Below are 4,812 nucleotides of genomic sequence, written 5' to 3' on the forward strand. Positions count from 1 at the left end.
CCGGTATAGTATTGGCGAATAGCCGTGACTTTTGTCATGGTTATTCGCCCTTTTGTTATAAATCAATCTTATAAAGCACATGAACACACAGCGGAGAATCATCCGACAGATTAGGATGCCTGAACTCTCCGGCCTTTACCATTCCAATCTTTTGCATCACACGCTCTGACGGGGCATTTATCTTGGCAGTGAAAGAAAACAGCCTTTCAATCCCCGCACTCTTTGCCAGACTCAGCACAGCTTTGGCAGCTTCGGTTGCATATCCCTGATTGTGATAGTCAGCGGCTATACGCCACCCTATTTCGACACCGGGAGTGAAGTCTGCATCGAAACCAATCTCATGCAGTCCAACATATCCGATAAACTCACCTGTGGATTTTATTTCCACAGCATATAATCCCCAATCCTTTTGACTGAACTCGTCCTGTATCCGTTTGTAAAATGCCTCAGTCTCGGAATCATTTAGAATAGCCGGAAAATAACGCATAACGCGAACGTCCTTGTTCATTGCAATGAACAAAGGCAAATCCCCCGGCTTCCACGAGCGAAGAATCAATCGGTCTGTTTCAACAAATATCATTCAAAAATCAACACTTTACAACACTGCCGCAATATTACGAATTGAAGAAAGACGCTTCATAAAAGATGCGTCTGACTTCGCCATCTGCATATTATAATCACTTTGTAGATTAAGCAATAAATCAGCCGGTATATTCAATGCCGCTTCTATAAGTAAAGCTATTTCGGTATTAACCCCTCTCTTCCCTTTGATTATCTCATTAAGCAGAGAAGGCTTTACACCTATACTCTCGGCGAGTTTTGCCTGAGTAAGACTATTTGCCTCAAGTTCATCTCGGATAAGTTCTCCCGGATGAGTGGGTTCAAACGGAGTAAGATTGTTAGCTATCATGTCCGGAGCAACGCCTTGTAATGTAATCATATCAATCGTAATGGTTTGAGAGTTCAACAATATTACAGATAGTCAAAATCGGCTCTTCAGTAGTTTCTCGCATGGTAAACTCTATTCGATACTGATCGTTCACCCGAATAGAAAACCGTCCAACTTTATTTCCTTTTAATGCCTCAAAATTCAAAGAGTTGATACGAAATAAGTCCTCTTTGCGAGATGCCCATTTCAAGTAATCGATTCCTCGTTTATAACGTTTGACTACGTCAATTCTGTAACGACGTTTTTTGTCGTTACTAACACCTTTCGTATAGAGGTCTCTTAAATACTCTTCTTCAAATTCGACTATCATATAATTCTATTACGATGCAAAGATATAAAAAGCCCTCGAACTTCACAAATTTGTGAAGTTTATTTTATCTAAACTTACATCATTACATCGAACCCTACATCGGGCAACTTAATATTGCATTAAGTCAAGATCGCTTAAATTTAGGTTATCTGTAATCCTAACCATCAAATCACTCTAAAATTCATTTAATCACCACTTGAAAAGTTTATGCACGACCCGAATTGATACTCAATAGCTTACAGGATCAAATGAGGTTATTTTCGGTTATTTCAAGGTGTCCGTATGACACTGACAACTCACTTTCAATCAGTGCGGTTTTATTTCCGTAAAACAATTTAAAACCGTACTGAAATGGAAACATCAACACCAACTTTCGACCAGCTGCCACATGTGGTAAGCGGTCTCTCCGAGAAACTCGACCGAGTGCTTGACCTGCTTGAAAAGGCAGGCATCGCCAGCCACTCCAAACAGACCAAGCCCTCACGCAGACTCGTGTATGCGAAAGAGGCTTGCCAGATAATAGGCAAGTCACTTTCCACCCTTTACCGCGCGGTCAAAGCTCCGAATGACCCCATTCCGAGCTATAAGCGCGGCAAGCTCCTCTACTTTTATGAGGATGAAATCTACACATGGATCGAGGGCGGCCGTAAACACTCCGCCGCTCCTTCCCTAGCCGAAACAGCAGCGGCCATCACTGCCGGTATGAAACGCCGTCCCAGAGGGGGCTATAATTTCTGAGCCTATGGAAAAGAATATTACCCCGGACTCTGTGATCAGCGCGTTGATGAATCACGCCAAGACATCCGACAGTGATTTCCCGGTACATGTGTTCCCCTCCAAGATACAACGGATTATCCTCGAACTCAACACCACCTGCGGATTTCCGATTGACTACACGGCATCGGCTATGCTTGCTGCAATATCTGTGGCAATCGGCAATACACACCGAATCGAGGTGAAACGCAACTGGCAGGAATCGGCAATCGTGTATATCGCGATTGTCGGACGCCCCGGAGATTGCAAATCACATCCGCTTACATTCGTGATGCGCCCGCTGGTCAATGCCGACTGGAAGAACAATCAGGAGTTTCAGAAAAAGCATTGCGAATATCAGCAGGCTATAGCGATGAGCCGCAAGGAGCGCATACTCAACCGTCTTCTTTCAGTGGAGTGTGTGGTCAACGAGGAGAAGGAGCCAATACCCACTGTCATGCGGTTCACTGCGGATGCCAAACGCAGACTCTATGAGTGGCAACATGAGAACGCCGCGCTATGCGACAATTAGATGAGCGACAATGTGGTCAGCTTCTTCTGCAAACTAGAAATCTATGTGCTCCGGTTCTGTCTGATACTCCGGATTGTTCGCTGGGCTGTCGATGAAGACCAACCTAGTCCGTCAGACATCGAGGATAACGATGTGGCAGGCGCGATAGAATTGGCTGAATATTTCCGAGGCAACGCTTTAAGCGTACTCACCTGCATCAGCGAGGGGAAGTTGAATGAATTGCACCGCACAGTTTATGTGCATCTCACCGAGGAATTTTCAACCGCCGACGGCATCCGTATAGCCGAGCGGTTCGGGATGAAAGACCACACCTTCAAGATGTTCCTCACCCGCAATCTCAACACCCTGTTCAGTCGTGTACGCCAAGGGTGGTATAAGAAGCTGTCGTGTTACTCCGCTAACAAAGTTACTTCCGATGAGCAGGATTAATGATGCAATGGTGGCGGCCACCATGCGTGGCTACGACCGTAACAATCTACTCGCTTTCGTTGCTGCGATAATCGGAAGTGATGAAGCACAGCGACTGATGGAAATGTATCGCGTAGGCACATCGAAGTATTGGCAAGGTGCCACGGTGTTCTGGCAAATCTCGGCTGACGGCAATATCCGTGGCGGAAAGATTATGCTGTATGACCGATTGACCGGACATTGTGTGCAGGAACCCTTCCCACACATCAACTGGGTACACTCAGTATTGAGATTGCCCGACTTCAAGTTAACCCAATGTTTCTTCGGAGAGCATCTGCTCCCATACATAGCCGGTTGCCTCAACACTCCACACGGCATCCTTGAACAAATGATGCAACGAAATCCGGCATTGCGCCAACTCGCTGACGCGCTACAGATGGGACTCGTAGGCATCGAAGAATACAAACCGAGCGAAAGCTCACTAAAATCTGAATGAAATGGCACAATCAAAAATCTCGAATCCTCAGTCATCCGAAATGACTGATATGTCTAACAATTCAATTTTCTCTGAAACTATGGAAAATCCTACCAACCCCGAAGTTCAGCCCATCGCTGAACAGAGCGAAGCCGCTCAGTCCAAGTCACCCCGCCCCACCGCCAAGCAGCGCAAGAGCGAACTCGAAGATTACCGCACCGCTTTCTTTGCCCCGATTAAACTCGGCAAGGACAACAAGCATCAGGTAGCAATCAGCAATGAGACGTTTGACCGTGTCGAACGCACTGCCCGATTCTTCGGCGGCCCCGGTTATAGCGTCAGCAACTTTGTCGAGCACATCATCAATGAGCATCTCGACAATAACGCCGCCAACTATGAAGGCTGGTTCACCCTAATCAGTAAATCGTTCTGACCACTGCCCCAAGGCAGTGAAAATGGCGAAGCCATCGGCAACGCCGGTATCCGGATATTCTGTAAGGAATAGGAGGATAGCAAGGTAGTGGCAATGTAAACATTTCCGACCTTGCATCCTCCGTTACCGGGCGGCTGGAGTCCGTTCCCGATGGTCGCAATGTCGAATTTCAAAATCCCAAGATAATGACTTTCACAAGAAGAAAGAAAGCTCCTCCGGGAGCATCCGAGAAGTCTGGCAAGTCATACGTTGTCAGTGTCAGGCTCAATGAAGAACAATATCATACCATGCAGGAAAACTGTCGAAAATCCGGCAGAAAATTGTCAGACTTCTGGCGTCACGCTCTGCTCAACGCCAAGGTTACGGCAGTGGCCACCCCCGAAGATATGGCGATTCTGCGTCAGATCGGGAGCATGGCGAACAATCTGAATCAGCTTGCAAAGAAAGCTAACGAAGCAGGGTTCAAGCTCGTGGAGTGGTCTCTTAAAGGTATGAGCAAGGAGATAAAAACGCTTTATACAAGACTGTCTTATGATTGGAGGCATAACTAAAGGAAGCTGTTTTTCCGGCTGCGTGGAGTATGCCCTCGCACTGAAAGAGAAAAACAAAGAGGCACGTCTGCTCTATTCCGAGGGTCTGCTGACCGACACGCCGAAAGATATTATCAACGGTTTTGAGTGCCAGCGACATCTCAACAGCAGGGTCAAGCACTGGTGCGGACACATCTCTTTGTCCTATTCTCCTAAAGATGCCGAGCGCATGAGCGATGAATTTATGGTGAAACTCGCACTGGAATATATGGATAGAATGGGCATCAAAAACACCCAGTTTATCATTGTCCGGCATCTTGACAAGGAGCATCCGCACTGCCACATCGTCTATAACCGGGTGGATAATGACGGTAAATGTGTAAGCGACAGTTTCGAGTATTACCGCAACAACGAAATCTGCG

The 4,812-nt window shown here is 46.7% G+C and carries 10 protein-coding genes; 7 read left to right on the top strand and 3 right to left on the bottom strand.

Annotation, left to right across the window (positions count from 1 at the left end):
- Positions 1 to 55 precede the first annotated feature (55 nt).
- The 3 genes from QZ311_RS12050 to QZ311_RS12060 are packed head-to-tail and all read right to left on the bottom strand — an operon-like array spanning position 56 to position 1,259.
- Positions 56 to 580, bottom strand: coding sequence for a GNAT family N-acetyltransferase (locus QZ311_RS12050; protein ID WP_297068419.1), 525 nt, complete (start codon positions 578 to 580; stop codon positions 56 to 58).
- Positions 581 to 595: 15 nt separating this feature from the next.
- Positions 596 to 940: a HigA family addiction module antitoxin gene (locus QZ311_RS12055; protein ID WP_123400275.1), complete on the bottom strand. Its 345-nt coding sequence runs from the start codon at positions 938 to 940 to the stop codon at positions 596 to 598.
- Position 941: 1 nt separating this feature from the next.
- Positions 942 to 1,259: a type II toxin-antitoxin system RelE/ParE family toxin gene (locus QZ311_RS12060; RefSeq protein WP_123400277.1), complete on the bottom strand. Its 318-nt coding sequence runs from the start codon at positions 1,257 to 1,259 to the stop codon at positions 942 to 944.
- Between the two features lie 351 nt (positions 1,260 to 1,610).
- Between QZ311_RS12060 and QZ311_RS12065 the strand changes: the two genes are divergently transcribed.
- From QZ311_RS12065 to QZ311_RS12095, 7 genes are all read left to right on the top strand, one after another.
- Entirely contained in the window at positions 1,611 to 1,997 is a 387-nt protein-coding gene (locus QZ311_RS12065) for a helix-turn-helix domain-containing protein (protein WP_297068428.1), read from the top strand.
- Positions 1,998 to 2,001: 4 nt separating this feature from the next.
- A complete protein-coding gene (locus tag QZ311_RS12070; protein WP_297068430.1) occupies positions 2,002 to 2,544 on the top strand; it encodes a DUF3987 domain-containing protein in 543 nt (180 codons plus the stop codon).
- Positions 2,545 to 2,973 carry a hypothetical protein gene (locus QZ311_RS12075; RefSeq protein WP_297068433.1) on the top strand — a complete coding sequence of 143 codons (429 nt, stop codon included), beginning with the start codon at positions 2,545 to 2,547 and terminating at the stop codon, positions 2,971 to 2,973.
- Positions 2,960 to 3,448, top strand: a complete 489-nt coding sequence (locus QZ311_RS12080) for a DUF6371 domain-containing protein (RefSeq protein ID WP_297068435.1) — start codon at positions 2,960 to 2,962, stop codon at positions 3,446 to 3,448. Before QZ311_RS12075 ends, QZ311_RS12080 begins: the two co-directional genes overlap by 14 nt.
- Before the next feature lies 1 nt (position 3,449).
- Positions 3,450 to 3,860, top strand: a complete 411-nt coding sequence (locus QZ311_RS12085; RefSeq protein ID WP_136408913.1) for a DUF3408 domain-containing protein — start codon at positions 3,450 to 3,452, stop codon at positions 3,858 to 3,860.
- A 185-nt stretch (positions 3,861 to 4,045) separates the two neighbouring features.
- Positions 4,046 to 4,411, top strand: coding sequence for a plasmid mobilization relaxosome protein MobC (mobC, locus tag QZ311_RS12090; protein ID WP_297068441.1), 366 nt, complete (start codon positions 4,046 to 4,048; stop codon positions 4,409 to 4,411).
- Positions 4,392 to 4,812: relaxase/mobilization nuclease domain-containing protein (locus tag QZ311_RS12095; protein ID WP_297068444.1), on the top strand; the 421-nt coding region annotated here is incomplete at its 3' end. The genes mobC and QZ311_RS12095, both read left to right, overlap by 20 nt.

Source organism: uncultured Duncaniella sp. (assembly GCF_910578445.1).
In the GTDB taxonomy this organism is placed as follows: Bacteria; Bacteroidota; Bacteroidia; order Bacteroidales; family Muribaculaceae; genus Duncaniella.

Excerpts from the sequence above, each read along its gene's own strand:
- QZ311_RS12055 (WP_123400275.1), bottom strand. The coding sequence starts at position 940 with ATGATTACATTACAAGGCGTTGCTCCGGACATGATAGCTAACAATCTT.
- QZ311_RS12085 (WP_136408913.1), top strand. The coding sequence starts at position 3,450 with ATGGCACAATCAAAAATCTCGAATCCTCAGTCATCCGAAATGACTGAT.
- QZ311_RS12065 (WP_297068428.1), top strand. The coding sequence starts at position 1,611 with ATGGAAACATCAACACCAACTTTCGACCAGCTGCCACATGTGGTAAGC.
- QZ311_RS12050 (WP_297068419.1), bottom strand. The coding sequence starts at position 580 with ATGATATTTGTTGAAACAGACCGATTGATTCTTCGCTCGTGGAAGCCG.
- QZ311_RS12070 (WP_297068430.1), top strand. The coding sequence starts at position 2,002 with ATGGAAAAGAATATTACCCCGGACTCTGTGATCAGCGCGTTGATGAAT.
- QZ311_RS12075 (WP_297068433.1), top strand. The coding sequence starts at position 2,545 with ATGAGCGACAATGTGGTCAGCTTCTTCTGCAAACTAGAAATCTATGTG.
- mobC (WP_297068441.1), top strand. The coding sequence starts at position 4,046 with ATGACTTTCACAAGAAGAAAGAAAGCTCCTCCGGGAGCATCCGAGAAG.
- QZ311_RS12080 (WP_297068435.1), top strand. The coding sequence starts at position 2,960 with ATGAGCAGGATTAATGATGCAATGGTGGCGGCCACCATGCGTGGCTAC.
- QZ311_RS12060 (WP_123400277.1), bottom strand. The coding sequence starts at position 1,259 with ATGATAGTCGAATTTGAAGAAGAGTATTTAAGAGACCTCTATACGAAA.